Origin of the sequence: Streptomyces sp. AM8-1-1, from assembly GCF_032229325.1 — a bacterium.
Lineage (GTDB): Bacteria > Actinomycetota > Actinomycetes > Streptomycetales > Streptomycetaceae > Streptomyces > Streptomyces achmelvichensis.
Genome location: NZ_CP135086.1, coordinates 1,732,007 through 1,755,632 on the forward strand (window position 1 = coordinate 1,732,007; position 23,626 = coordinate 1,755,632).

The window sequence follows — 23,626 nt, forward strand, 5'->3', positions numbered from 1 at the left end:
AGGAGACCAAGGGGCTTGTTATCAGATGATCAAACGGGTGAGGCGTGCGCGAAGAGCGTCCCGGACAAGGGAAACGGTCCCCGCCCCGGGGTCAGGACCGGGGCGGGGACCGTTGGCGAGAGGAGGGATCAGACCTTCAGGGGCTTGATGGACGTGGGCGCGTGGCCCGGCTCGGTGGCCAGGTCCTCCCACTCGTTCACGCCGTCGATCTGGACGCCCATCGAGATGTTGGTGACGCGCTCCAGGATCGCTTCGACGACCACCGGGACCCGGTACTCCGCCGCCAGCTTCTTGGCCTCCTCGAAGGCCGGCAGCAGCTGGTCCGGCTCGGTGACGCGGATGGCCTTGCAGCCGAGGCCCTCGACGACCTTGATGTGGTCGACGCCGTAGACACCCAGCTCCGGGGAGTTGATGTTCTCGAACTCCAGGTTGACCTGGAAGTTGATGTCCAGGTTGCGCTGCGCCTGGCGGATCAGGCCCAGGTAGGCGTTGTTGACCAGCACATGGACGTACGGGATCCGGTGCTGCGCGCCGACCGCCAGCTCCTCCAGCATGAACTGGAAGTCGTAGTCGCCGGACAGCGCGACCACCGGGGTCTCCGGGTCGGCGGTGGCGACGCCCAGCGCGGCCGGGATCGTCCAGCCGAGCGGGCCCGCCTGGCCGCAGTTGATCCAGTGGCGCGGCTTGTAGACGTGCAGCATCTGCGCGCCGGCGATCTGGGAGAGGCCGATGGTGGTGACATAGCGCGTCTCCGGGCCGAAGGCCTTGTTCATCTCCTCGTACACGCGCTGCGGCTTCATGGGGACGTTGTCGAAGTGCGTACGGCGCTGCAGCGTGGCCTTGCGCTCCTGCGCGGAGGCGGCCCACTCGCTGCGGTCGGGCAGCCTGCCCTCGGCCTTGAGCTCCTTGGCGACCTCGACGAACAGCTCCAGCGCCGCGCGGGCGTCGGAGACGATGCCGTAGTCGGGCGCGAAGATCTTGCCGATCTGGGTGGGCTCGATGTCGACGTGGACGAACGTGCGGTCCTTCGTGTAGACGTCGAGGCCGCCGGTGTGACGGTTGGCCCAGCGGTTGCCGATGCCGATGACGAAGTCCGACTCCAGGAACGTCGCGTTGCCGTAGCGGTGCGAGGTCTGGAGACCGACCATGCCGGCGTTCAGCTCGTGGTCGTCGGCGATGGTGCCCCAGCCCATAAGGGTCGGGATGACGGGCGTGCCGGTCAGCTCGGCGAACTCCACGAGCAGGTCGGACGCGTCGGCGTTGATGATGCCGCCGCCGGCGACGATCAGCGGCCGCTCGGAGGCCAGCAGGAGGGACAGCGCCTTCTCGATCTGCGGGCGGCTCGCGAAGGGCTTGTAGACCGGCAACGGTGTGTACGTCTCCGGGTCGAACTCGATCTCGGTCAGCTGGACGTCGATCGGCAGGTCGATGAGGACCGGCCCGGGACGGCCCGACCGCATCAGATGGAAGGCCTGCTGGAAGACGCCGGGGACCTGCGCCGCCTCCAGGACGGTGGTCGCCGCCTTGGTGACCGGCTTGGCGATCGAGGCGATGTCGACGGCCTGGAAGTCCTCCTTGTGGATCACCGCGGTCGGCGCCTGGCCGGTGATGCACAGGATCGGGATCGAGTCGCCGATCGCGGAGTAGAGGCCGGTGATCATGTCGGTGCCGGCGGGGCCGGACGTACCGATGCAGACACCGATGTTGCCCGGGTTGGCCCGCGTGTAGCCCTCCGCCATGTGGGAGGCGCCCTCGACATGGCGCGCGAGCGTGTGGTCGATGCCGCCGCCCTGCTGGAGGGCTTTGTAGAAGGGGTTGATCGCCGCGCCGGGCACGCCGAACGCGTTGGTGACGCCTTCGCGCTTGAGGATCTCAACTGCCGCTCGGGCAGCGGTCATACGAGGCATGGGGTGCTCCTGCTTCGGCCTGGCGGATCCCGGCTCCTCGCGCCCCTCAGAGCTGGATTCCGTAATGCGGAAGAATAGTTCTGCTATATGGAAGCAATGTAGGCGGCGGGCCTGGTGTCGTCAAGGGATGCCCGAAGTCCCTCCCCAAGGCCCCGCTCTTGATGGACGATGGACGGCAGCAGGACAGACCAAGGGGGAAGTAATGGCCGAGCCGGTCCCGGTGCGCTGCCCGTGCTGCCGCCGCGACCATCTGTTCGCCTCACCGGTGTATCCGTGCGCATGCGGCGCGCCGCTCGCGCCGCCGCTGGTGCGCGCGGCCCCGCCGGAACGCATCACGCACCGCACCTGGACCGACGACTGGGTGACCGTCCGCTGCGCGGAGTGCGGGCGGCAGGACCAGTGGCCGCAGCCGGAGCTCGGCTGCCCCTGCGGCACCGTGCTGCGCATTCCGGTGCGCCCGGTGAGCACCCCCGTCCCGGCCGGCCGCTCCTTCCCCGAGCCGCCCGCGCGCATACCCCTGCCCCGCACGGCGACCGTGCCGCGGCCCTCGTTCCGCCCGGTCACCATCCGTACGGCGCGCGACGCGGTGACGGCCGCGACGCGCTATCTCCAGTGGCTCGGGTTCCGCGATGTGGTCCAGCCGGACACGCGGCCCGCGTCCGGCACGGATCTGCGCGCCCAGGGCCTGATCGCACGGGTCGACCCGTCCACGCGGCCCGCGACCCTGCGCGATGTCGAGTGCCTGTGGCTGAGCGGTATGAGCGCCTCGGCGGCGACCGTCTTCTTCTCCCTCGCGGGCTACGAGCACGACGCCAGATCCCGAGCGGACGGCGTGGGCGTCCCGCTGTTCGTCATGGACCTCACGGGCAGTCCGCAGCCGGTCAACGGCCCGGCGGACGCGCTGGTCTCCACGGGCGCATAGGGTCCGCGGGTCGTGGACCGCTCGGCGCCTCGGTCCGGCACCCGCCCCGGAAGGCACGAGGGCGTTCGGTCATACTGCCCCCATGGGCATCCGACCGGCAGCGGCCGCCGAACTCCCCCTGCTCCAGGACATCGAGAGGGCGGCCGGCGAACCGTTCCGCTCCCTCGGCATGGCGGCGATCGCCGACGACGAGCCTCCGGCGCTGGACCTGCTGGAGCACTGCCGTCGCGAGGGCCGCGCCTGGGTGGCCGCCGACGACGAGGGCCACCCCCTCGCCTATCTGATCCACGACGAGGTGGACGGGACCGCGCATGTCGAGCAGGTCTCGGTCCACCCGGCCGCCGCCCACCGGCGGCTCGGGCGCGGTCTGATCGACCATCTCGGCGTACGGGCCGCGGGCAGCGGCCTGGACGCGCTCACCCTGACGACGTTCACCGAGGTCCCGTGGAACGCCCCCTACTACGCGCGCCTGGGCTTCCGGGTCCTCGACGAGGCGGAGCTCACCGAGGGCCTGCGGCGGATCAGGCGCGCGGAGAAGGAGAGCGGCCTCGACCGCTGGCCGCGGGTGTGCATGCGCCGGGAGCTGTGAGCCTCAGAGCCTGTCGGGTGACCTCTGACCGGGCGTCCACACCCTGGCACGCACCCTTCCCGCGTTGCCGAAATGCCCCAGTAGCTCCGCTACAAGGGCATCCCGGCGCCTTGGAATCGCACGCACCAGACCGCGTCCGCTTCCCGATCGAAGATCACCCGACAGGCTCTCAGCCCCGTGCGTACCGCTCACGCAGTTCGATCTTCCGCACCTTGCCGCTGACGGTCATCGGAAAGCTGTCGAGGATCTCCAGCCGGCGCGGGACCTTGTAGTGCGCCAGGCGCTCGCGGCAGAACGCGGCGATGTCCTCCAGGGCGGGCGGATCGGCCGGGTCGCGGGGGACGACGCAGGCCAGGATCTCCTCGCCGTACTTCTCGTCCGGGACGCCGACGACCTGCACGTCCGCGATCTTGGGGTGGCTGTAGAGGAACTCCTCGATCTCGCGCGGATAGACGTTCTCACCGCCCCTGATGATCATGTCCTTGATCCGGCCGACGATCTGGAGACAGCCGTCCTCGCGCATCGTCGCCAGGTCACCGGTGTGCATCCAGCGTCCGGCGTCGACCGCCTCGGCGGTCTTCTCCGGCTCGTCCCAGTAGCCGAGCATCACGCTGTAGCCGCGGGTGCAGAGCTCGCCCGCCTCGCCGCGCGGCACCGTCACCCCGGTCGCCGGGTCGATCACCTTGACCTCGACATGGGGCAGCACCCGGCCCACGGTGCTCGTGCGGCGCTCCAGGTCGTCGTCGCGGCGGGTCTGGGTGGAGACCGGGGACGTCTCCGTCATGCCGTAGCAGATCGACACCTCGGCCATGTTCATCTCGGAGACGACCCGTTTCATCACCTCCACCGGGCACGGCGAGCCCGCCATGATGCCGGTGCGCAGGGAGGTGAGGTCGTAGGAGGCGAAGCCGGGAAGGTTCAGTTCGGCGATGAACATCGTCGGCACGCCGTACAGCGAGGTGCAGCGCTCGTCCTCGACCGCGCGCAGGGTCGCCTCCGGGTCGAAGGAGGGCGCCGGGACGACCATGCACGCGGCGTGCGAGGTGGCCGCGAGGTTCCCCATGACCATGCCGAAACAGTGATAAAAGGGCACCGGGATGCAGACCCGGTCCTGCTCGGTGTAGCCGATCATCTCCCCCACGAAATAACCGTTGTTGAGGAGGTTGTGGTGCGACAGCGTCGCGCCCTTGGGGAAGCCCGTGGTGCCCGAGGTGTACTGGATGTTGACCGGGTCGTCGCAGGACAACTCCGCCTCACGCGCAGCGAGTTGCTCGTCCGAGACGGCCGGTGCCGCGTCGGTCAGCGCGTCCCAGGAGCTGTCGCCGATGTAGTGGACGGAGCGCAGACCGGGGCAGTCCGCCCGTACCTGCTCGACGAGCGCCCGGTAGTCGCTGCTCTTGTGGCGCTGGGAGGCGCACAGCACCGAGACACCCGCCTGCCGGAGGACGAACTCCAGCTCGTGCGCCCGGTACGCCGGGTTGATGTTCACCATGATCGCGCCGATGCGGGCGGTGGCGTACTGCACGAGCACCCACTCCGCGCAGTTCACCGCCCAGATCCCGACCCGGTCGCCCTTGGCGACACCGACCCCCATGAACCCGCGGGCCAGGCGGTCCACCTCCGCGCCGAACTCGGCGTACGTCCAGCGACGCCCGGAGGACACGTCGACGAGTGCCTCGCGGCCCGGGTGCGCGGCGACCGCCCGGTCGAGGTTCCGCCCGATGGTGTCGCCGAGCAGTGCCGTGGTGCCCGTGCCGTGGGCGTAGGAGAGGCTCATCGCAGGTCTCCCTCCGTGTACTCGGCGGACGAACCCTCGGCCGTACGCTCGCGCAGCTCGATCCGGCGGATCTTGCCGGAGACCGTCTTCGGCAGCTCGGCGAACTCGAGGCGGCGGATGCGCTTGTACGGGGCGAGGACCGCACGCGAGTGCTCGAAGAGCACTTTCGCGGTGTCCGGTCCCGGTTCCCAGCCCTCGGCCAGCACCACGTACGCCTTCGGGACCGCGAGCCGCAGCGGATCGGGGGCGGGCACGACGGCAGCCTCGGCGACCGCCTCGTGCTCCAGCAGCGCGCTCTCCAGCTCGAACGGCGAGATCTTGTAGTCGGACGCCTTGAAGACATCGTCGGAGCGGCCGATGTAGGTGATGTAGCCGTCCCCGTCGCGCGCGCCGATGTCGCCGGTGCGGTAGAAGCCGCCCGCCATCGACTCGTCCGTACGCTCCTGGTCACCGTGGTATCCGGTCATCAGGCCGACGGGCCGGGCGGACAGGTCGAGGGCGATCTCGCCCTCCGCGGCGCCGGGTTCACCGGTGGACGGGTCGAGCAGTTCGACCCGGTAGCCGGGACACGGCCGGCCCATGGAACCGGCCTTCAGCAGCTGGCCGGGGCTGTTGGCGACCTGCACGGCGGTCTCCGTCTGCCCGAAGCCGTCCCGGATGGTCACGCCCCACTCGCGCCGTACCGTCTCGATGACCTCGGGATTCAGCGGCTCCCCCGCCGCGACGACCTCCCGCGGCCGGGTCCGCAACTGGCCGAGGTCCGCCTGGATCAGCATGCGCCACACGGTGGGCGGTGCGCAGAAGCTGGTCACACCGGCTCGGTCCATCTCCGCCATCAGACGGCCCGCGTCGAAGCGCGTGTAGTTGTGGATGAAGACGGTCGCCTCGGCGTTCCAGGGAGCGAAGAGATTGGACCAGGCGTGCTTGGCCCAGCCGGGCGAGGAGATGTTCAGATGCACGTCGCCGGGCTTCAGCCCGATCCAGTACATCGTGGTGAGATGCCCGATCGGATACGACACATGGGTGTGCTCGACGAGCTTGGGCCGGGCGGTCGTACCGGAGGTGAAGTACAGCATCAGCGGGTCGTCGGAGCGGGTGATCCCTTCGGGTGCGAAGCCGGGATCGGCGTCGTACGCCTCGGCGTACGGGAGCCAGCCCGCCGTCTCCGCGCCGACCGCGATCCGGGTGTAGTCGCCGGGCACCTCGGCGAACTTGGCCGTGTCCTCGGACCGTACGAGTACGTGCGAGGCCCGGCCGCGCTCGATGCGGTCGCGCAGATCGACCGGACCGAGCAGGGGGGTGGCGGGGATGACGACGGCCCGCAGCTTCATGGCGGCCAGCGCGGTCTCCCACAGCTCGTGCTGGTTGCCCAGCATGACGACGATGCGGTCGCCGGGTCCGACGCCCTGGGCACGCAGCCAGTTCGCGGCCCGGTCCGAGCGCTCGGACATCTCCGCGAACGAGATCCGGGTCTCGGTGCCGTCCTCGTCGACGATGTGCAGCGCCGTGGCGTCGTTGCCCTCGGCGATCACGTCGAACCAGTCGAGGGCCCAGTTGAACCGCTCGGGGCGCGGCCAGACGAAGCCCTGGTAGGCCGCCGCGTAGTCGTCCCGGTACCGCAGCAGGAAGTCCCGTGCCGCCCGGAACTCCTCCGTCGCACCGCTTGCCGCCATGTGTCCTCCTCGTTGCCGCACCACTGCGTAGCATCGTGTAATCAGTGACCCAGGTCTCACTACCCCCTTTCGGGGGTGAACCGCCGAGGGAGATGAGCAGTGTCCGAGCCCGCCGACGCGGTCGAGATGCGAGCGGCGCTGCTGCGGCTGCGCCGGACGAGCGGGCTGCCCATCGCGTTCGGCGGTCTGCTGCACGACAGCCGCCGGCTGCGGATAGCCGAACTGAGCGGGGCGCAGACCGGTGCGCTGCGCGGGCTGGCGATCTGCGCGGGCAACGGTCTCGGCGGAAAGTCCATGGCGCTGTCCCGGCCGTGCGCGGTGACCGACTACCGCGAGGCGCGCCACATCAGTCATGAGTACGACGCGGCGGTCTCCACCGAAGGGCTGCGCTCGGTGCTCGCGGTACCGGTCGTCGTACGCCGCAAGGTGCGGGGCGTCCTGTACGCCGCCCTGCGCCGGCCGGTGCCGCTGGGCGACCGGACCTTCGACGCCGCCGTGGCCGCGGCCCGTGAGGTGGAGCAGACCCTGGTCGTACGGGACGAGGTGCGGGAGCTCCTGGCCTTCGCACAGGAGCCGGCGGCGGGGCACGGGGCATGGGAGGAGGTCCGCGAGGCGCACGGCCAGTTGCGGGCGCTGGCGCCGCGGGTCGTCGATCCGTCGCTGCGCGCGTCGCTGCTGGAGGTCTGCGGCAGGCTGGCGGCTGCCACGGGCGGCCGGTCCGCGGACCCCGCGATCGCCCTGGCGCCCCGCGAGCTGGATGTGCTGGCGTGTGTGGCCACGGGCGCGACGAACGCGGGCGCGGCGGAGCGGCTGGGTCTGAAACAGGAGACGGTGAAGGGGTATCTGCGCGCCGCGATGCGGAAGCTGGGTGCGCACACCCGGACGGAGGCGGTGGTGGCGGCACGCCGCGCGGGTCTGCTGCCGTGAGGTGATCCGCCGGGGCCTCGGGGCAGGCACGAGCGTCGCGGGTCCGCGCCGCGTGGGTCCCGACCCTGCGGGTAGGAGCCGTGCGAGCACGACCGAGGAGTGGCGATGAGCGGGCTGTTCTCACTGGAAGGACGTACGGCGCTGGTGACGGGCGCCCGTTCCGGCATCGGCCGGGCGATCGCCCTGGGGCTGGCGGAGGCGGGAGCCGATCTGGTGCTCGCCGGCCGCGGCGGCCCCCTGGAGGAGACCGAGAAGGCGGTGCGCGCCCTCGGCCGTGACGCCGAGACGCTGGTGCTCGATCTGGCCGTACCGAGCGCGATCCCGTCCGCGGTGCGGGAGTTGCTGGCCCGGCGGCCCGTCGACATCCTCGTCAACAACGCGGGCGCGATCCACCGCTCACCGGCCGAGCACACCGCCTACGAGGAGTGGCGCGGTGTCCTCGCGGTCAATCTCGACGCCGTGTTCCTGCTCTGCCGGGAGATCGGCACGGCGATGGCGGCGCGCGGCAGCGGGAAGATCGTCAACGTGGCGTCGCTGCTGTCGTTCCAGGGCGGTGTCGGGGTGCCGTCGTACGCCGCGAGCAAGCACGCGGTCGCCGGTCTGACCAAGGCGCTGGCCACCGAGTGGGGCCCGCGCGGGGTGCAGGTCAACGCGGTCGCGCCGGGCTACATCGCCACGGGTTTCACCGAGTCCCTGCGTGAGGACGCTGAGCGGAACACCGAGATCCTGGGCCGTATCCCCGCCGGCCGATGGGGCAGCCCGGAGGACCTCGCGGGCAGCGTCGTCTTCCTCTCCTCGTCGGCGGCGGACTACGTGAACGGGCATGTGCTCGTCGTGGACGGCGGCTGGATGGCACGGTGAGCCGCCGCGGGCCGGTGGACACACCACGGTGACACCACCGCCGCGCGCCGTACCGCGCCGGTGACGCGTCGGTCCGTGGTCCGGGTCACAGCAGAGGGGCGGATCCCGGCCCTGGAGGCGCCTCCTCGCCGTCGGGTTGAATGACGCCCATGGTGTCGACCGAACGCTTCCTCGCTTTTGCCGCGATGTCCCTCCTCGTGATCGTGATTCCCGGCCCGAGCGTGCTGTTCGTGATCGGGCGGGCGCTCGCGCACGGCCGCCGTACCGCGGTGGCCACGGCGCTGGGCAATGTCGTCGGCTCGTACGCGCTGGTGGTGTTCGTCGCCCTGGGCGTCGGCTCGCTCGTCGAACGCTCCGTCCTCGTGTTCATGGCGGTGAAGCTCGCCGGCGCGGCCTACCTCATCCACCTGGGCATCCAGGCCTTCCGGCACCGCAGGGACATGAAGGTCTCCGACATGTCGGCACCCGCCGGCCCCGCACGCAGCGATGTGCGGACCGTCGTGGACGGCATCCTCGTCGGCGTCACCAACCCCAAGGGCATCGTCTTCTTCGCCGCGGTGCTGCCGCAGTTCGTGGACCACTCGGCAGGCAGTCTGCCCGCGCAGATGCTGCTGCTGGGACTGGTCCCGATCTGCATCGGTCTGGTCACCGACACGCTGTGGGGTCTGGGTGCCGCCGCGGCCCGCGGCTGGTTCGCCCGCTCCGAGCGGCGGCTGTCGCTGGTGGGCGGCGCGGGCGGGTTCGCGATGATCGGGCTGGGTGTGACGGTGGCGGCGACGGGCCGCGCGGACTGACGGCGACGGCGCCTGGGGCGGCGCGGACCGACGGCGACGGTGCCCGGCGCGGCGCGGACCGACGGTGCCAGGGGCGGCGCGGACCGACCGGGAGGCGCCTGTAGCCGCCGTCGTACGGCCTGCCCGTAATCCCTTTTGACCGTGGCGTCGCCGCCCCTACTGTGGCGCGATGACTCAGCTGATCGTTCTCAACGGTGGTTCCAGCTCGGGGAAGTCGGGGATCGCCCGGTGCCTTCAGGCGGTCCTGCCGGATCCCTGGCTGGTCCTCGGGGTCGACACGCTGGTCGACGCGATGCCCGCGTCCCTGCGGACGTCCGGCGCGGGGATCGACTTCGCGGCGGACGGCGGGGTGCACGTCGGGGACGCGTTCCGGGCGGTGGAGGCGGCGTGGATCGAGGGGGTCGTCGCGATGGCGCGGGCGGGCGCCCGGGTCGTCGTCGACGAGGTGTTCCTCGGTGGAGCGGCGTCGCAGCAGCGGTGGCAGCGGGCCGCGGGCGAACTGCCGGTGCTGTGGGTCGGTGTGCGGTGCGAGAGCACTGTCGCTGCGGGCCGTGAGGTGGCGCGGGGCGACCGGATCGCCGGGATGGCCGCGGCGCAGGCGGACCTGGTCCACGCGGGCGTCCGCTACGACCTGGAGGTGGACACGACGCACACCGAGTCCATGGAGTGCGCGCGGGCCATTGCCGCTCGGGTCGGGTGAGAGCGCCGTCGGCGCTCGATTGGTACCGGTCGCGTGAGGTCCGTCGGTGGCTGTCCGCGTTCCGCACCATGACACCGGGTGATCGCCTCCGGTCACCCCGCCAAAGACGCGTCAAAGAGCGGCTCCGCACGATCAGCAGCGCGTCAGGGAACCGCCGTTCCCTGTCCGGGCGGGCATAGCTTCGAGGGGTCAGGAAAGCGCTCGACTCCCCCAGCGGAGGACATGATGAACACCCTCACCCGTGAGGACGCGGACACCGCCGACCCCGACGAACGCCGCCCGGCAGGGCCGCTCTACGTGCCGGTTCGGCTCGGCTCTGCCGGAGGACACCAGCTGCGCTTCGTGCGCACCCCGCTCGGCGTACGCACCGCGGTCGGCTTCACCAGCAAGGAACGGCTCCTCGCCGTCCTCGGCGACGAGCAGCAGTGGATCCGCCTCGCGGAGCCCGCGCTGCGCACGCTCGCCGAACCGCTGGGCGTGACGCTCGTGACGGTCGACCCCCAGCTCTCCGCACCGGCGCCCCGGCGGGTGCCCGCTCCCCCCGCTGTCCAGCCCTGCCCGCGCCGCGGCGGCTGGGACCCCGACGCGGTCGGAGTGCTCCGGGTGACCGGGGCGACCGCGTTCGTGTGGACCGCGGTCACCGCCGTCCACGCTTTCCTCGACTGAACCACTGGAGGTGTACGGATGACTGCCATCCCCGCAGTACCGGTGTCGATACCCGAACTCGCCGCACCCTCGGTGTGGCCCGTGTCCGCCGTCTCCGCACCCGGGGGCGACGTGGCGGTCGGCGGAGTCCCGCTCACCGAGATCGCCGAACGGTACGGCACCCCGGCCTACATCCTCGACGAGGACGAGGTCCGCTCCCGGGCCCGTGCGTGGCTGCGCGCCCTGCCCGACGCCGAAGTCGTCTACGCGGCGAAGGCGTTCGTGTGCCGGGCCGTCGTCGACTGGATGGAGCAGGAGGGCCTCGGCCTGGACGTCTGTTCCGCGGGCGAGCTGGAGCTGGCCGCGGTCCGCGGCTTCCCCGCCGAGCGGATCGTGCTGCACGGCAACGCCAAGTCGCCCGAGGACCTGCGCACCGCGCTGCGGCTCGGCGTCGGCCGGATCGTGATCGACTCGGACTGCGAGATAGCCCGGCTCGCCGCTCAGGTGACGGGACCCGGGGCGCAGCAGGTGATGGTGCGCGTACTGCCCGGCATCGAGGCGGGCGCCCACGCGAAGATCCGTACGGGCGCGGAGGGGCAGAAGTTCGGCCTGTCCATCGCCGACGGCGACGCCGAGGACGCGATCGCCCGCATCCTCGGGCAGCCACGGCTCGAACTGACCGGTCTGCACAGCCATCTGGGCTCGCAGATCTCCTCCCCGGAGCCGTACGCGCAGAATGTGCGGCGGGTGGTCGCCTTCATGGCCCGCATCCGCGAGCGTCATGGGATCACCCTGCCCGAGCTCGACCTCGGCGGCGGCTTCGCCGTGGCGTATCTGCCGGGAGACCCGGCGCCGGTTCCGGCGGCGTACGGCCGTCGCATCAACGACGAACTGGTGCGCAGCTGCGCGGAGTTCGACTATCCGCTGCCCCGCCTCACGGTGGAGCCGGGCCGTTCGATCATGGCTCCCGCGGGCATCGCCCTCTACCGGGTGCTGGCGGTCAAGCGGACCGGCGGGCAGGTGTTCGTGGCGGTCGACGGCGGAATGAGCGACAACCCGAGACCTGCGCTGTACGGGGCGCGGTACACCGTCCGCCTGGTGGGGCGCGCTTCGGCCGCCCCGATGCGCGCGACGACGGTGGTCGGCCGGCACTGCGAGGCGGGCGATGTGCTCGCGGAGGCGGTGGAACTGCCGGAGGACATACGGCCCGGGGACGTCCTGGCCGTGCCGGCGTCGGGCGCGTACCAGGTGTCGATGGCGTCCGGCTACAACATGACGGGGCGGCCGCCGGTGGTGGCCGTGTCGGGTGGCCGGTCGCGGCTGTTGGTCCGCCGGGAGACGTTCGACGACCACCGCAGCCGGGACGTCGGCCTCTGACCGGGACGTACTGAGCGGGACTCAGGGCCGATGAGGACGTCGGGCTCCGATCAGGACGTACCGAGAACGTCCCCGAAGCGGATGTCGTGCGCGGTGGCCGTGGACAGGGTGGAGAGCATCGACTCCCCCTCCGCGGCCACCGCGTCGCGCTGCGCGCGGCTGAGTTTCCCGAAGGCCTGGATCGTCAGGCTCACCGTGTCCTTCTCCTCCACCGACCGCCAGATCCCGGCGAGGAAGCCGTCCACGAGCAGCGTGGAGTACGCCTGGTTGCCGCGCCAGGTCAGGCTCTTGTGGTCGTCGGCCACCACGCGGCTGCGGTCGGCGTGCGAGAGCAGCAGATTGTCGAACTCGGGCAGGAAGCGCGGCGGGGCGGGGATGTCCTCGTCGGGCCGGGGCGCGTCCGGGAGGTCGAACAGCTCCACGCCCTTCTCGTCCTGGAGGACGACGAGGCCGGGCCGCTGCCGCTCGAAGACCTGCCGCATCCGGGTCAGCCCGCACCACGTCTGCATGTCCTTGACCGACGCGGGCCCGAAGGCGGCCAGATACCGCCGTACGACCTCGTCGGCGGACGCCGCCGGCGACGACTCCCGGCCGAACCACCGCTCGGCCGTCGTCAGCACGACCTGACCGCTGCGGCCCCACTCGCCGCGCGGCGTGATCTGCACCAGGGGCAGTACGCAGCGGGCGGCGACCGACAGGGAGAAGGGATCGGCGTCCGGCCACTGCTTCAGCAGCTCCTCGCGCAGTTGCCCCAGGGTCCGCGGCTCCTCCTCGACCACCTCGCGGGCGACGGTGCGGAGCCGGTCGGGATCGACCCCGTCCAGCCCGCCGCGGGACTGGAACATCCTCAGCTCCCGGTCGGGGCCGCCGGCCTGGGCGAACGGCCGCAGGCTGAGGCAGTCGTCCGCGGAGTGCGTATGGATGGTGGATCGCAGGGTGACCAGGCGCGCGACCTCGCGGGACGCCATCAGCGCGGAGAGCTCTTCGGGGCGGAAGCCGTCGAGCCGCGCCGCGAGGGCGTAGTACGGCGGTTTCACGTTCTGCGCCTGGAGGCCGACGAGGTGCTCGACGGCGCCCTTGACGGACATCTCCGAACGGGGCGCGCGGCGCAGCAGGAGCTGACGTTCGAGGGTGGCGCGGTTGAGGGCGCGCCTGCCGATCACGGGATGCGTCGTCTTCGGGGCCATGGACCACACGCTACTCAGACTTGCGGACACCTTCGGTCCTCAAGGGCGTGCGGTGGGGGTGTGATGCCGCGCCCGGGGACACTCCCCCGGCGGCGCCACGGACGCCTGTCGGTCGTACCCGCCGATGCGACGTGGATATCCTGCACCGAGGCCGTGGCGGCGCACGTCTCCCTGCGCGCCGCCGACCGACGTGGGAGGTGAGACGCCGATGCCGTTGACGCCGAAGCGACCCCAGTGGCGCCGCCGGCCCCAGCCCCCGGGCGGCTCTCCGCCGCAGAACGGTGCGGGCACCGAGCCCCCCGGCGCCGGGCCGGTGCACAAGGACCAGGGCAGCGTCGTCCAGGCGTCGCTGTACCGCGAGGGCCGTCGTGTCTCGACCCCGGACTCGCTCGCCGAGACCTACCGCGAGCTGCACGAGTACCCCGACGGCATGGCCTGGATCGGACTGCACCGCCCGTCGGAGGCCGAACTCCTGTCGCTGGCCGCAGAGTTCGACCTGCACGAACTGGCCGTCGAGGACGCGATGGAGGCCCATCAGCGCCCCAAGCTGGAGCGCTACGGCGACACGCTCTTCGTGGTCCTGCGCGCCGCGCGCTATCTCGACGCCCAGGAGGAGGTCGACTTCGGCGAGCTGCATGTGTTCGTGGGCAAGGACTTCCTCATCACGGTCCGCCACGGCGCGGCCCCGGACCTGTCCGCGGTACGCCACCGTATGGAGGAGAACCCCGAACTCCTGGCGCTGGGACCGGAAGCGGTGCTGTACGCCATCCTGGACAGCGTGGTCGACGGGTACGCCCCGGTCGTCACGGGTGTGCAGAACGACATCGACGAGATCGAGACCGAGGTGTTCGGCGGAGACCCGGCGGTCTCCCGCCGCATCTACGAACTGTCCCGGGAAATGGTCGAGTTCCAGCGGGCCACCCGTCCGCTGGTCGGCATGCTGCACGGTCTGATGGCCGGCTTCGCGAAGTACGGCACCGACGAGGAACTCCAGCGCTATCTGCGGGACGTAGCCGACCACGTGACCCACACCAGCGAGCGCGTCGACGGCTTCCGCCAGGCGCTCTCGGACATCCTCACGGTGAACGCGACGCTGGTCACGCAGCAGCAGAACGCGGAGATGCGGGCACTGGCGGAGGCGGGCTTCGAGCAGAACGAGGAGATCAAGAAGATCTCCAGCTGGGCCGCCATCCTCTTCGCCCCGACGCTGGTCGGCACGATCTACGGGATGAACTTCGAGAACATGCCGGAGCTGGGCTGGGGGTTCGGCTATCCCTTTGCCATCGGTCTGATGGGCCTGGTGTGTACGAGCCTGTACTTCATCTTCAAACGGCGTCACTGGCTCTGAGTGATCACGGCGAGGGCCACCACCGCGAGAGGGCAGAGCCCCGAGCGCGGCAGGTGATGGTCGGGCTGGAGTGTCCGAGCCGACGCACAAGGGTGACGACGGATTCTCCCGCCTCGACCGACGTTGGTTCGCCCGCCCGGCATTGCCGTACGTCGTGCAGAACCTTCGTACTCCTTCTGTGTCGTGCGGTGATGAATTCCTTTGCCGTTGGGCTGGTTCAGGCCGGAGCCGACGACAGATGCCGTCCCCAACTCCAGCCGCGCGACAGTGACATGGAGCTGGCACATCACGGTGACACGCGGATTCCACGCGCTGGGTGGTGGTCCGCCCGCCCGTGCCGCCTGCGGCACGAGCCGTACGGATCGGTCGCGGTCTTCGAGGACCTGGTACGGCAACAACTGGGGCCTGCTGCAGCCCGAGCAGGCTGCGAGCGCTTGACGGACGCCGCTCTCGAACGGCTGCGTGAACGCCCGGAGCCGGCCGAACCGGCAGCGTTGCTCAGGGGAAGCAGGCGACTCCTCTGGCGTCGAGACCGGCCCGCAGTGCGACCATGGTTTCCTGCGGAACGTCGGTGACGCTGGACACCCCAGGCGTCTGCGTGAGCGCCAGCGAGGCCTGAAATGCTGTGAGGGCGGCGCGGGTCCCCTTCCCGATGATTCCGTCGAGCCCTTTGGGGTCGAAGCCGAGTGTCTCCAGTGCCTTCTGCAGCCCGATCGTCAGGTTCAGCGGAACGGGATGATCCCCTGAGCGCATCCAGTCGTCGAGCCTGCGCACGGGGTCGAACACGAGCCTGCCGTGATCACCGTCCGGAAGAGTCGTCACCCATCCGGCAAGCGTGAAGAGCAGGCCGTTTCTCACGTTGCGCGGGATGATCCCCGGGTTTCCGGCCTCCGTCATCCTGCACTCCTGCGCCATGGTCAGCCAGTCCCCGGACGCGGCAGCTGCCTGGAACTTCGGAAAGCGGAAGAGAGGGCCCATGGCCCAGGCCATGCTGAGGAGGCCGAGCTGACCGTCGGCCGGCCAACCGTCGTACCCCGCGAACATGTCACGTCCCCGCAGGGAGTTCTCGAAGGAGTCCAGCTTGCGCGTCACGAGCGCGTCGATGGCCTGCTGAGAGGTCCGCAGCCGTGTCACGGCTCCCTTTTGATCAGTCGTCGCCAGGGACGTGCCACTGAACTTGACCTTTCGATACTCCTCCTCGATCTCGGCCCGGTCCGCCAGTACGCCGGTGTCCTTGTCGAACCAGTCCAGGGTGAAAATATCCGGGAGTGGGTTCGGGTTGCTGCCGAATGCCGACGGGTCGTCGGCATCCAGCAGATTGCCCACGCCAGTGGACACGAGGCCCTTCACGTCCAGGTACATGAAATCGAGGCGGCCCTCGAGCGGCTTGCTGAACGGCATGAACGCTTCTCTCACGCTCTGGTGCATCGCGGGCTCCTCTCGGCGTCGTCCCGTGGGACGACCCTGCTCAGCATTCGTCGACACCCGGCAGCCAGGCGTCGGGATGGTCAACGAAGATGTTGGACACGTAACCGCCCAGGTCCGGGACGAAGGACCAGGCGTCATTGGTGAGGCCCGCGGCACGAACGAGGTCGCCATGCGTCTGGCACCGGACATGGACCCGAGTGGGCCCGGGCAGGAGCCTCACGACGGCAGCGTCCAGACGCGGTTCTGCGCGGACGTTCACCGACGTCCCCCAGGTCGTGAACATCGCCCGGTTCGCGTCGTCGCCCCCCTCGCTCGGCACCTCACCGAGCGTCGGGACGGCCCACGGGCTGGTGTCGTCGCAGACCGGATCGGCCACGACGGACAGGTGGAAGTGCCGGGTGTGCGGGTTGTCGCCGTGGTACGGATTCCACTGCCATGACCGCGAGTCCAGGATCAGCCCGTTGGCGATGATGTACTTGATCCTCCGGTCCCGCGTGTCTGCCAGTTCACGGGTGAAGGGGCCGATGTCGACTCCGTTCACCAGGTCGTGGGTGAAGTCCCTCGCGGTGACGATGCCCGGCCCGTACCAGGGGTTGTGGTCGCTGTCGCGTTTCTGGTGGTCGGCGTCCCCGATCGCCCCGTCGCTCGCCCTGTCGCGGTGGGGGAATCTCCCGTCGATCTGGCGCAGCAGAACATCCAGGCACCGCGCAACTCTCCATGACATGGGAAACACCTTCCTCGAGTCGCAGCGGTGTGGCCTGCGTTGGATGTCCCCGAGGTCACGGGCCACTCGTCGCACGGCCGACCGGCGAAGGGGCCGCTGGGGGCGCCGACAGGGGGCCCAGAGGCGCCAAGGGCTGAGCCCCGCCGGATTGGGCCGCATTCGTCGCGGCTCGGATGCCGAAGTACGCGGTCGTCATGGCACTGATCGCCGTGAACGCGCTGGTGAGGACCGCAACGGCTTCGGAGCCGTCCACATGGGTGACGCCCCAGATCGCGGCCGCCGAAATGGCCAGGTCGCCCAGGCCTACGACGAGCAGGCCGGCCCATGCCCGGATCTGCTGGATCCTGCTCTCCGTCCGGTCGCCCGTCCCGTCCATGCTGTCCTCCTCGTGTCCGTGCACGCGGCCCGGCCGTCAGCGGCGGGAAGCCATCAGGAGATGCCGATTCGTGCGAGTTCCTGTCCGAGTTCCTCGACCGCCGCCGCGGCGGTCGAACGGGTGAAGCTCCCGGTTTCCGGCGCGGCGGCCGCGCCGAGCAGCGTGCCGGACTCCAGCCCGAGGGCGCGCACCGCATTGGGCATCCCGGCACCGGAGCGGCGCGGGTCACCGAAGTCGAGCGGATCGCAGCTGTCCCGCAGGATCTGGAACAGCCGCTCCACCCGAGCCTCGTTGCGGGTGGCGAACTGCTCCTGGAAATCCGGGTGGTGTGCCAGTGCCAGAGCGGCAAGGCTCGCGACATGGGGGGCGGCCATGGACGTCCCGTCCTGCGCGGCGTACCCCTGCGGCGGTACCGAGGAGATGACCGCCACTCCCGGCGCGCAAACATCGACCGCCGGACCGTGGGAGCTGAACTTGCCGGAGAAGTAGCCCTCGGCCGTGGGCTCGCCGAACACCTGGAAGGCGTGGGAGCTGTCCTCCGGACACTCTCCCTTCTTGCCCATGGCGGCGACGGTCAGCACGGTGTCGAGTGATCCCGGAAAGAGGACCTGGTCCGTGCCGTTGTTCCCGGATGCGGCGATGCACGCCATGCCGATGCCGCGGCCGGCCGCGATCTTCTGTGCGACCAGCGGCGAGTGCTCCCCGGTACCGAGGCTGAGGTTGACCACATCGATGTCGTGCTCGATGCAGTAGTCCAGAGAGGCGAGCAAGGCGCTGATGCGTCCACCGGGGAAGATCCTGCACGCATGAATTTCGGCTTCCGTGGCAGAGCCGATGATTCCCGTACCGGTGTCGGCACCTGCGATCGTGCCCGCGCAGTGCGTTCCGTGCCCGATGACATCGACGCTCCAGTCCGCGCCTTCCGCCGCGTCCACACCGCCGACCACACGACCGGCGAGGTCGGGGTGGGATGTGGCGATGCCCGAGTCGATGACCGCGACCTTGATCCCATGGGCGCGGTACGAGGGCGGGATGCGATCGAGGTGCATCGCCCGCTGTCCCCAGCCGAACATCTGGCGGCCGGGAAAGTCCGGCACGGTCTGGTCCAGGCGCACCAGGGTGACCACGTTGTCCCCGTCAGTGACCAGTTGGGGTCGCATCAGCCAGCGGTCCCAGTGCCCTTGCTCGGCCTTGACGTAGACCGCGTCGATAGATCCCGGGGTTTCGCCGTTGACGGAGATGACGACGCGTCCGTCCGGCCCGGTGACGCCCTGGGCGGGCCACGCAGACCCTCTCAGTGACACCGTCGCCTGTGGCACGGGAGTGCCGTCACTGCCCCGGACGGAGAACGCGAGGCTGAGCGTGCTTGCCAGGAGTGGCACGGCTGCGGGTTGCACGACCAGGGCGTCGTCCGAGGACGCCACGGGCATGCCGTAGATCAGCCGGCGGTCGCGCTCCACGTGGATCTCGACGTCCTGGTTGAGTCGGCGGGCCCGCTCCTCCGTCATCGTGAAGATCCCGACCTCCGGAAACGCGTCGCCTTCCGACAGAGTCTGGAGCCGCTCACCGGGCACGATGTGCCCGCACAATTGGACGTCCCTTTCGGCCGCGAGACGGTCGAAGACCGACTCGGGCGGCACGGGGCTCACGCCCTGCGGCAGTACCGCACCGGGCAGTGGTGCCACCAGCCAGCGCAGGGGGCGCTCCTGCACTTCGCGTTCCTGTTCCGATGTGTCGGGGCTGAACTCGCTCATGGGTGTCTCCGCTTTCCTGGCGCGGTGTCGAGGGGGAAGTCGGGGGACACGGCGTCGCCATGTCGAGGTGCTCCGCCATGGGTCCCCGGTGAGAGGGCTACGCGTACGGTTCGAGCGGCGCGTCGACCTCGATCGTCACCGCGGGATGGGCTCGGCGCAGCACCTCCGCGTGAGCGGCTGTCATATCGGTGAGGAGAAGGGTCGGTTCCTCGGCGGAGCCGTGGTGTCCGCGGACGGTCACCTCCGGATCACGGGCCAGTTCGGCCGCGAGGAGGCGCAGTACCGCCGGGTCGCCGGCGCCGATGATGTGCGGGAGGCGGGGCTGCTCGGGTCGGCCGCCGGCCGACCCGAGCTCCATGTCAGGGCTCACAGCGGCGGCAGTGTCGGCTGCGCGGCACGTGATTCCTCGAGCTTCCGCCCCACGGCCATCACGTGCGAGAGGCACTCCTCGTACTGCCCCTCGCCGTACAGCCTGGCTGCCTGCCTGAGCGTGGGTACGACCTCCGCGAGTTGCGGTACGTCCAGCACAGCGCGCTGCAGCCAGAGATGGATCCGGCGGAGCATTCCCGCACACATGCCTTGCACGACGTCCCGGGATTCGGGCGAGAGCACGGGGCCCGCCCCGGTGAGGCTTGCGGTGCCCACGCTTACACGGCCATCTGAGATCGGAGCTTGTTGTACATGTCACCAGCCGTGCCCCCGTAGCCCTGCGGGCTCACACTCTGCGGCTGCGCGTAGGACGGCTGGCCCTGGGGCGCACTCAGGCTCTTGACTGCGTCGCCGACGACCTCCACCAGCCCCGGCAGGAACTTGACGAGCTCGAAGAACTGCGGGTCGATCTGCTGCGACTGGCCCCCAGCGGCGGCCGTCTGCGGCTGACCCTCGGGCGCACTCAGCCCGAACATCTTGCCGATAGAACTCATCACGTTCTCCGGCTTCGGCACGAACGGCAGCGCCAAACCCGGGAACCCCGGGAGGAACTGCGGGCTCACACTCTGCGGCTGCGCCGCCCCCACACCCTGCGGCTGACCCTGCTGCGCACCCAGGCTACTGATGATGCTCTGCGCAGTGCTGGCTATCACCGGCGCCAGAGCGGCGAGTATGGGGAGGAACTGCGGGTCGATCTGCTGCGACTGGCCCCCAGCGGTGGCCGTCTGCGGCTGGCCCTGGGGCGCACTCAGGCTCTTGACGGCGTCGCCGACGACCTCCACCAGGCCCGGCAGGAACTTGACGAGCTCGAAGAACTGCGGGTCGATCTGCTGCGACTGGCCCCCAGCGGCGGCCGTCTGCGGCTGACCCTCGGGCGCACTCAGCCCGAAGATCTTGCCGATTCCACTGATCAGGTTCTCCGGCTTCGGCACGAACGGCAGCGCCAAACCCGGGAACCCCGGGAGGAACTGCGGGCTCACACTCTGCGGCTGCGCCGCCCCCACACCCTGCGGCTGACCCTGCTGCGCACCCAGGCTACTGATGATGCTCTGCGCAGTGCTGGCTATCACCGGCGCCAGAGCGGCGAGTATGGGGAGGAACTGCGGGTCGATCTGCTGCTGTTGGGGTGACGAGGGCTGAGGCGAGGCCTGTCCCGCACTCTGGGCGGAGAAGGGCATTCCCTGCCCGAGCGCATTGCCGAGAGCGTGGGCAGCGGTGGCCTGACCGCCATTGGGAGTCGTCATGATGTCCGTCCTCTCTTTGTGCCACTGAGTCGACCCAGGGCACGCCGTTCATCCCATTTTGGGGCATTTCGACACTAACTGCGCCTCCAATTCGCCGCAACAGCAGATAGTTGACGAAGTAACAATTTTATTTGAATACGCAGCAGTTGATGAAAAAACGTTTCCTCTCTGAAGAGATTCTCTGCGCCAGGTCGGCTAGAGGTTGCGCCAACGCCCCTCATGCGAATGCGAGTTGCCGGGAATGCAATTGCATTCTGGTTCTCGTGAGAAATGGGCAGTTGGGCACACGCCCGACGAGACGTCAGCGAATCCGCCGGTGTCCTGTTCGTGCTGCGGACCGGTGCGGCATGGCGGGACGTCCCGGCGGAGACCATGGGGGGCTCCGGTGTGACGGCCTGACGCCGACTGCGGGACTGGACCGAGGCCGGCTTCCGGCCCCGCCTGCACGCCGCCCTGCCGCGCGAGCTTCGCCGCGCCGACCTGCTGGACCCTGGACGACTTCTCCGTGGACGGATCGCGCGTCCGGGCCCTCAAAGGGGGGTCACGTCGGCCCCTCATCCGTCTGCCGCGCCCGTCCCGGCTCCAAGCACCACCTGATCGTCGACCGTCACGGAACCCCGCTCGCCGTCACCGACGCGGCGTCGCCCACGGCTGCGGACTGGTCAAGGTGCGCTGAGTGGTCGAGCGCGCTGTTGCCTGGCTGCACCAGTTCAACGGCTCCGCACCCGGTACGAACGATGCGTCGCCGATCTCCACCAGGGCCTGCTCGAACTGACCTGCAACCTCATATGCCTCCGCCGCCTACGAACCTCACCCTGAGCGATCAGTGGGCTACCCGGAACCACCCCGGCCTCACCTCGTGCAGAAGCGGTTGCAGCGACCGCACTGCGGACCACAGCTCCTCATCCGTGACGTCAACCGTGTCCGGCAGGCTCAGTCCCTAACAGCGCAGCCGCCAAAGGTCGAAGACTTCACTCCCGTCGACTGCGAAGTCCACATCGACCTCAGTGTCGTTGTCACTGACGAAGCGGCAGCCCGCCCCATGAACCATGTAGGAGTAGGCGCCGACGTGATCACTCCGCCTGATCCGGCGCGAACGGGCCAGGCCGACGACGTCCGCCATGCGCTCAAGCGAGGGGATCGCGACCCGCATGGCCTCATCAATCGCGCTCAGAGCGCGTACGTAGCCGAGCACGAGGTCTCGTGCAGCCCCCACCCGTTCCATACCGCGCCATCCCCCTGAGCCCGTCCGTGGCCGGCGAATTGGTCCATGGGGCCGCCGGCGTCTCCGCAGGACGGCATTCTGAAGCGATCAGTAAGATCCGGACCATACGCGGGTCGAAGCCCGCCAACTCTCCCACCGACGGTGCTTATGTGCCGGTCAGAGGTATGAAACCACGCGTGCCGCGCGGACTTCGACGGGTCCGCGCCCGGCCGGCAGCCCGCCCTCCAACTGGGACCCGGCCCACGGGCTCCTCTCGGGTGGGCCAGGCGGCTTCGACGGTGAACCGGGACCGCATGTCCCGAGCGAGCCGGCGGTGAAGGGCCTGCACGGGATCGGCGGCCGAGTCAGAGGTCGTTGAAGGTCCAGAACAGGCCGACCTCGGTGTCCGACATGACGACGAGGCCGCAGTCCTCCGTGTAGTGGGTCATCGGACTGTATTCCAGGCTGTTCAGCGTGAAGTCGAGTGTGCCGGGCGCGCTGCCGGTCATGCTGACGTTGGTGCGACAGGTGGCCGCGTCCCCGTACCGTTCGACGATCGTTCGCGCCATCGCGCGCAGTTCGCTCTCGGACTCGGTGAAGTGCTGGAGGTTGGCCAGGGTGCAGCCGCCCTCGGTGAGGGCGAGGAGCAGGTTCTCGGCACTTTCCCGGTCGATCTCCTTGAGGCGCGGCGTGACGTACTCCGTGGGCCGGATGATGAACGGGTACGTGGGGAACCGTTGGCCCTCCGGAGTTTGCGCCGGGTCGTCGATGCGTGCCCAGCCCCGGGGGTCGGGGGCAGTGCGGGACATCACCGCGAGGACGTCGAGCGTCGAGTCCTCGTTGCGGCGCGGACCGGTGGCGACGTACGAGTACGCGTCCCCGTACAGGTGGCGTACCGCTGCGTCCCCGGACGCCTGGTCGACGGACATGTGGTGCGTGCCCTTCTCGGCGACGTCAGAGCTTGCACGGCATCGACCACATGACGGTGAACGGCGGTTGCGGCGGCTGACCCGGTCCACATGGTTCTGCGGCCCGCACCCTCCTGTCAGGGTGCGGGCCGCAGACGTTGTCCGGCGACGGTCAGTGTCCGCCGGTGAGCTCCTTGAGCGCGATGTTGAGTTCGAGGACGTTCACCGTCGGCTCGCCGATGAAGCCGAGGGTTCGGCCGTCGGTGTGGTCCTTGACCAGCTTTTCGACCTTGCCGACGTCGAGGTTGTTCTTCTCGGCCACCCGGTGGACCTGGAGCTCCGCGTACTGGGGGGAGATGGCCGGGTCCAGGCCGGAGCCGGAGGAGGTGACGGCGTCTGCCGGGACCTCGGAGGGCTTGACCTTGTAGGTGGCGGTGGAGTTGTCCTTGACCACCGCGGCCTTGGCGTCCTTGACCCACTGGATCAGCTCGGGGTTGTCGCCCGAACGGTTGGTCGCTCCGGAGAGAATCAGCGAGTACTGGGTGTTGACGCTGTTGCTGCCCAGGCCGTTGGACGGGCGCGGCTGGAACCACTTCAGGTCCGGGGCCGGGGCCTCCTCCGGGTCGTTGGGGTTCTTCGGCGGAAGGTTGTACGTCTGCCCGATCAGTTCGGAGCCGACGACCTTGCCGTTCGAGGACACCTCGGACCCGTTGGCCTTGTTGTTGAAGAGTGCCTGGGCGACCCCGGTGATGGCGAGCGGGTAGATCACGCCGCAGACGACGGTCAGGACGAGGAGGGCGCGCAGCCCTGCCCCGATCAGCCGTGCCGTGCTGCCGACAGAGTTGTTCATGA

General features: G+C 69.9%; 23 protein-coding genes and 1 pseudogene. 10 read left to right on the forward strand and 14 right to left on the reverse strand.

Features of this window, described 5'->3' with window-relative positions; genetic code table 11:
* Nucleotides 1–128: 128 nt before the first annotated feature.
* A complete protein-coding gene (gcl, locus tag RPQ07_RS07865) occupies nucleotides 129–1,907 on the reverse strand; it encodes a glyoxylate carboligase (RefSeq protein WP_313943344.1) in 1,779 nt (592 codons plus the stop codon).
* A 202-nt stretch (nucleotides 1,908–2,109) separates the two neighbouring features.
* Between gcl and RPQ07_RS07870 the strand changes: the two genes are divergently transcribed.
* Both RPQ07_RS07870 and RPQ07_RS07875 read left to right on the forward strand, forming a co-directional pair.
* Nucleotides 2,110–2,829, forward strand: coding sequence for a hypothetical protein (locus RPQ07_RS07870; RefSeq protein WP_313943345.1), 720 nt, complete (start codon nucleotides 2,110–2,112; stop codon nucleotides 2,827–2,829).
* 82 nt (nucleotides 2,830–2,911) lie between these two features.
* Nucleotides 2,912–3,418, forward strand: coding sequence for a GNAT family N-acetyltransferase (locus RPQ07_RS07875; protein WP_313943346.1), 507 nt, complete (start codon nucleotides 2,912–2,914; stop codon nucleotides 3,416–3,418).
* Between the two features lie 169 nt (nucleotides 3,419–3,587).
* Here RPQ07_RS07875 and RPQ07_RS07880 read toward each other — a convergent pair whose 3' ends face one another.
* Together RPQ07_RS07880 and RPQ07_RS07885 are read right to left on the reverse strand one after the other, a co-directional pair.
* Nucleotides 3,588–5,195: an AMP-binding protein gene (locus RPQ07_RS07880; protein ID WP_313943347.1), complete on the reverse strand. Its 1,608-nt coding sequence runs from the start codon at nucleotides 5,193–5,195 to the stop codon at nucleotides 3,588–3,590.
* A complete protein-coding gene (locus tag RPQ07_RS07885; RefSeq protein WP_313943348.1) occupies nucleotides 5,192–6,868 on the reverse strand; it encodes an AMP-binding protein in 1,677 nt (558 codons plus the stop codon). The genes RPQ07_RS07880 and RPQ07_RS07885 overlap by 4 nt, the downstream gene beginning before the upstream one ends.
* A gap of 99 nt (nucleotides 6,869–6,967) precedes the next feature.
* Here RPQ07_RS07885 and RPQ07_RS07890 point away from each other — a divergent pair, with 99 nt between their 5' ends.
* The 6 genes from RPQ07_RS07890 to lysA all read left to right on the forward strand — a co-directional run bounded on the left by RPQ07_RS07890 (nucleotide 6,968) and on the right by lysA (nucleotide 12,172).
* Nucleotides 6,968–7,795, forward strand: a complete 828-nt coding sequence (locus RPQ07_RS07890; protein WP_313943349.1) for a helix-turn-helix transcriptional regulator — start codon at nucleotides 6,968–6,970, stop codon at nucleotides 7,793–7,795.
* Nucleotides 7,796–7,900: 105 nt separating this feature from the next.
* Complete coding sequence (locus RPQ07_RS07895) at nucleotides 7,901–8,656, forward strand: SDR family oxidoreductase (protein WP_313943350.1); 756 nt, start codon at nucleotides 7,901–7,903, stop codon at nucleotides 8,654–8,656.
* A gap of 149 nt (nucleotides 8,657–8,805) precedes the next feature.
* Complete coding sequence (locus RPQ07_RS07900; protein ID WP_313943351.1) at nucleotides 8,806–9,450, forward strand: LysE family translocator; 645 nt, start codon at nucleotides 8,806–8,808, stop codon at nucleotides 9,448–9,450.
* A gap of 169 nt (nucleotides 9,451–9,619) precedes the next feature.
* Entirely contained in the window at nucleotides 9,620–10,150 is a 531-nt protein-coding gene (gene cpt / locus RPQ07_RS07905; protein WP_313943352.1) for a chloramphenicol phosphotransferase CPT, read from the forward strand.
* 225 nt (nucleotides 10,151–10,375) lie between these two features.
* The gene (locus RPQ07_RS07910; RefSeq protein WP_313943353.1) at nucleotides 10,376–10,816 is read left to right on the forward strand and encodes an SAV_915 family protein; all 441 of its coding nucleotides are present in this window, start codon (nucleotides 10,376–10,378) and stop codon (nucleotides 10,814–10,816) included.
* Between the two features lie 18 nt (nucleotides 10,817–10,834).
* Nucleotides 10,835–12,172 carry a diaminopimelate decarboxylase gene (gene lysA / locus RPQ07_RS07915; RefSeq protein WP_313943354.1) on the forward strand — a complete coding sequence of 446 codons (1,338 nt, stop codon included), beginning with the start codon at nucleotides 10,835–10,837 and terminating at the stop codon, nucleotides 12,170–12,172.
* Nucleotides 12,173–12,222: 50 nt separating this feature from the next.
* Here the strand turns inward: lysA and RPQ07_RS07920 are convergent, their stop codons facing one another.
* A complete protein-coding gene (locus tag RPQ07_RS07920) occupies nucleotides 12,223–13,359 on the reverse strand; it encodes a winged helix DNA-binding domain-containing protein (protein ID WP_313943355.1) in 1,137 nt (378 codons plus the stop codon).
* Nucleotides 13,360–13,567: 208 nt separating this feature from the next.
* Between RPQ07_RS07920 and RPQ07_RS07925 the strand changes: the two genes are divergently transcribed.
* Nucleotides 13,568–14,707, forward strand: coding sequence for a magnesium and cobalt transport protein CorA (locus tag RPQ07_RS07925; RefSeq protein ID WP_313943356.1), 1,140 nt, complete (start codon nucleotides 13,568–13,570; stop codon nucleotides 14,705–14,707).
* Between the two features lie 498 nt (nucleotides 14,708–15,205).
* Here RPQ07_RS07925 and RPQ07_RS07930 read toward each other — a convergent pair whose 3' ends face one another.
* The 7 genes from RPQ07_RS07930 to RPQ07_RS07960 form a co-directional block, all read right to left on the reverse strand.
* Nucleotides 15,206–16,219 (reverse strand): peptidoglycan-binding domain-containing protein, encoded by a 1,014-nt coding sequence (locus RPQ07_RS07930; protein ID WP_313943357.1) that lies wholly within the window; start codon nucleotides 16,217–16,219, stop codon nucleotides 15,206–15,208.
* A complete protein-coding gene (locus tag RPQ07_RS07935; protein WP_313943358.1) occupies nucleotides 16,176–16,859 on the reverse strand; it encodes a hypothetical protein in 684 nt (227 codons plus the stop codon). The genes RPQ07_RS07930 and RPQ07_RS07935 overlap by 44 nt, the downstream gene beginning before the upstream one ends.
* 55 nt (nucleotides 16,860–16,914) lie before the next feature.
* Entirely contained in the window at nucleotides 16,915–17,235 is a 321-nt protein-coding gene (locus RPQ07_RS07940) for a hypothetical protein (protein WP_313943359.1), read from the reverse strand.
* Nucleotides 17,236–17,288: 53 nt separating this feature from the next.
* Complete coding sequence (locus RPQ07_RS07945) at nucleotides 17,289–18,989, reverse strand: S8 family serine peptidase (RefSeq protein ID WP_313943360.1); 1,701 nt, start codon at nucleotides 18,987–18,989, stop codon at nucleotides 17,289–17,291.
* Between the two features lie 97 nt (nucleotides 18,990–19,086).
* Nucleotides 19,087–19,359, reverse strand: a complete 273-nt coding sequence (locus RPQ07_RS07950; RefSeq protein WP_313943361.1) for a hypothetical protein — start codon at nucleotides 19,357–19,359, stop codon at nucleotides 19,087–19,089.
* Entirely contained in the window at nucleotides 19,356–19,553 is a 198-nt protein-coding gene (locus RPQ07_RS07955) for a hypothetical protein (RefSeq protein ID WP_313943362.1), read from the reverse strand. The genes RPQ07_RS07950 and RPQ07_RS07955 overlap by 4 nt, the downstream gene beginning before the upstream one ends.
* 83 nt (nucleotides 19,554–19,636) lie before the next feature.
* The gene (locus RPQ07_RS07960) at nucleotides 19,637–20,662 is read right to left on the reverse strand and encodes a hypothetical protein (protein WP_313943363.1); all 1,026 of its coding nucleotides are present in this window, start codon (nucleotides 20,660–20,662) and stop codon (nucleotides 19,637–19,639) included.
* A 297-nt stretch (nucleotides 20,663–20,959) separates the two neighbouring features.
* Between RPQ07_RS07960 and RPQ07_RS07965 the strand changes: the two are divergent.
* A pseudogene (locus tag RPQ07_RS07965) lies at nucleotides 20,960–21,481 on the forward strand (transposase); the annotation flags it as partial.
* Nucleotides 21,482–21,602: 121 nt separating this feature from the next.
* Here RPQ07_RS07965 and RPQ07_RS07970 read toward each other — a convergent pair.
* The 3 genes from RPQ07_RS07970 to RPQ07_RS07980 form a co-directional block, all read right to left on the reverse strand.
* Nucleotides 21,603–21,887, reverse strand: coding sequence for a DUF6896 domain-containing protein (locus RPQ07_RS07970; RefSeq protein WP_313943364.1), 285 nt, complete (start codon nucleotides 21,885–21,887; stop codon nucleotides 21,603–21,605).
* Nucleotides 21,888–22,231: 344 nt separating this feature from the next.
* Nucleotides 22,232–22,795, reverse strand: coding sequence for a hypothetical protein (locus RPQ07_RS07975; protein WP_313943365.1), 564 nt, complete (start codon nucleotides 22,793–22,795; stop codon nucleotides 22,232–22,234).
* Between the two features lie 151 nt (nucleotides 22,796–22,946).
* Nucleotides 22,947–23,624, reverse strand: a complete 678-nt coding sequence (locus RPQ07_RS07980; protein WP_313943366.1) for a potassium-transporting ATPase subunit C — start codon at nucleotides 23,622–23,624, stop codon at nucleotides 22,947–22,949.
* Nucleotides 23,625–23,626 lie beyond the last annotated feature (2 nt).